Annotated in this window: 1 protein-coding gene and 1 pseudogene; both read left to right on the top strand. The window is 64.1% G+C overall.

Features of this window, described 5'->3' with window-relative positions:
* A pseudogene (locus EOA22_RS39270) lies at positions 1 to 137 on the top strand (phytanoyl-CoA dioxygenase); the annotation flags it as partial.
* Between the two features lie 301 nt (positions 138 to 438).
* The coding region (purD, locus tag EOA22_RS33065) for a phosphoribosylamine--glycine ligase (protein ID WP_127390577.1) at positions 439 to 1,584 on the top strand (1,146 nt) is incomplete at its 3' end.

The following is a 1,584-nucleotide window of genomic DNA, read 5'->3' as shown; positions in this document are numbered from 1 at the left end:
TGTCGCTGCGCTGGGTCGGTGACGATGCGCGCTATGTCGAGCGGCCGGGCCGCACCTCGCCGCCCTATCATGGCCACGGCATGCAGCCGGGCGAGAGGCTGCGCGAGGACTGGTTTCCGGTGGTTTTCTCCGCCTAGCGAATCGCCAGAAAATTGGCGGCGGTATCCGCCGCCAATTTTCTGCGGGGATAACGTTCCCGTGCGCAATTGCGATCTAAACACCCTGATGCCTTGACCCGTCGCCCGGAGAGCAATAGCGGGTCTCCAAGAGACTGTTTCGAAATTCGCTCTGGCGAGTCATATGGTGGTGGTTTCGAGAACCGCAGCGGAGCGGACATTTGGTCCGTGAGCTCAGTTCTACTGCACGCAGTAGAACGGGAAGCGCAGAAAACGCCATCAGATGGCCGCCAGAGCAGAATTTCGGCATCAAGAGGTGGCCATGAACGTTCTTCTTCTGGGCTCCGGCGGCCGCGAACATGCGCTCGCCTGGAAGATCGCCGCGTCGCCGCTGCTGACGAAGCTTTATGCCGCCCCCGGCAATCCGGGCATTGGCGGCGAGGCCGAACTGGTCAAGCTCGACATCGCCGATCACGCCGCGGTCACCGCATTCTGCCGGGAGAAAAAAATCGACCTCGTCGTGGTCGGTCCGGAAGGCCCGCTGGTCGCCGGTATTGCCGACGATCTGCGCGCCGAAAATATCCGCGTCTTCGGTCCCTCCAAGGCAGCGGCACAGCTGGAAGGCTCGAAAGGTTTCACCAAGGACCTCTGCGCCCGCTACAACATCCCGACCGCCGCCTATGGCCGTTTCAGTGACCTGGCCTCGGCCAGGGCCTATGTCGAAAAGACCGGGGCGCCGATCGTCATCAAGGCCGACGGGCTCGCTGCCGGCAAGGGCGTCACCGTCGCCATGACGCTCAGTGAAGCACAGGCAGCCCTCGATGCCTGCTTCGATGGTTCCTTCGGCGCCGCCGGCGCGGAAGTTGTGGTCGAGGAATTCATGACCGGCGAGGAGGCGAGCTTCTTCTGTCTTTGCGACGGTACCACCGCACTGCCCTTCGGCACCGCGCAGGATCACAAGCGCGTCGGCGACGGCGACACCGGTCCGAACACTGGCGGCATGGGGGCCTATTCGCCGGCACCGGTGATGACGCCGGAACTGGTCGAGCGCACCATGCGTGAGATCATCGAGCCGACCATGCGCGGCATGGCCGAACTGGGCGCGCCTTTCTCCGGCGTGCTGTTTGCCGGGCTGATGATCACCGACAAGGGGCCGAAGCTGATCGAATACAACACCCGCTTCGGCGATCCGGAATGCCAGGTGCTGATGATGCGGCTGAAGGATGATCTGCTGGTCCTGCTCAACGCGGCAACCGACGGCCAGTTGGCACATACTTCGGTGCGCTGGCGCGACGAGGCGGCATTGACCGTGGTGATGGCGGCGAGAGGCTATCCCGGCACGCCGGAAAAAGGCTCGGTCATCCGCGGCGTCGAAGACGCGGCAAGCGACGGCGTCCAGGTCTTCCACGCCGGCACCGCCATCAATGGCGGCGCGCTGGTGGCCAATGGCGGCCGCGTCCTCAACGTG

This window comes from Mesorhizobium sp. M7A.F.Ca.US.014.04.1.1 (genome assembly GCF_003998745.1).
GTDB lineage: Bacteria > Pseudomonadota > Alphaproteobacteria > Rhizobiales > Rhizobiaceae > Mesorhizobium > Mesorhizobium ciceri.
The sequence above is the reverse complement of the archived record's forward strand: the minus strand, read 5'-3'. Positions and strand labels throughout refer to the sequence as shown.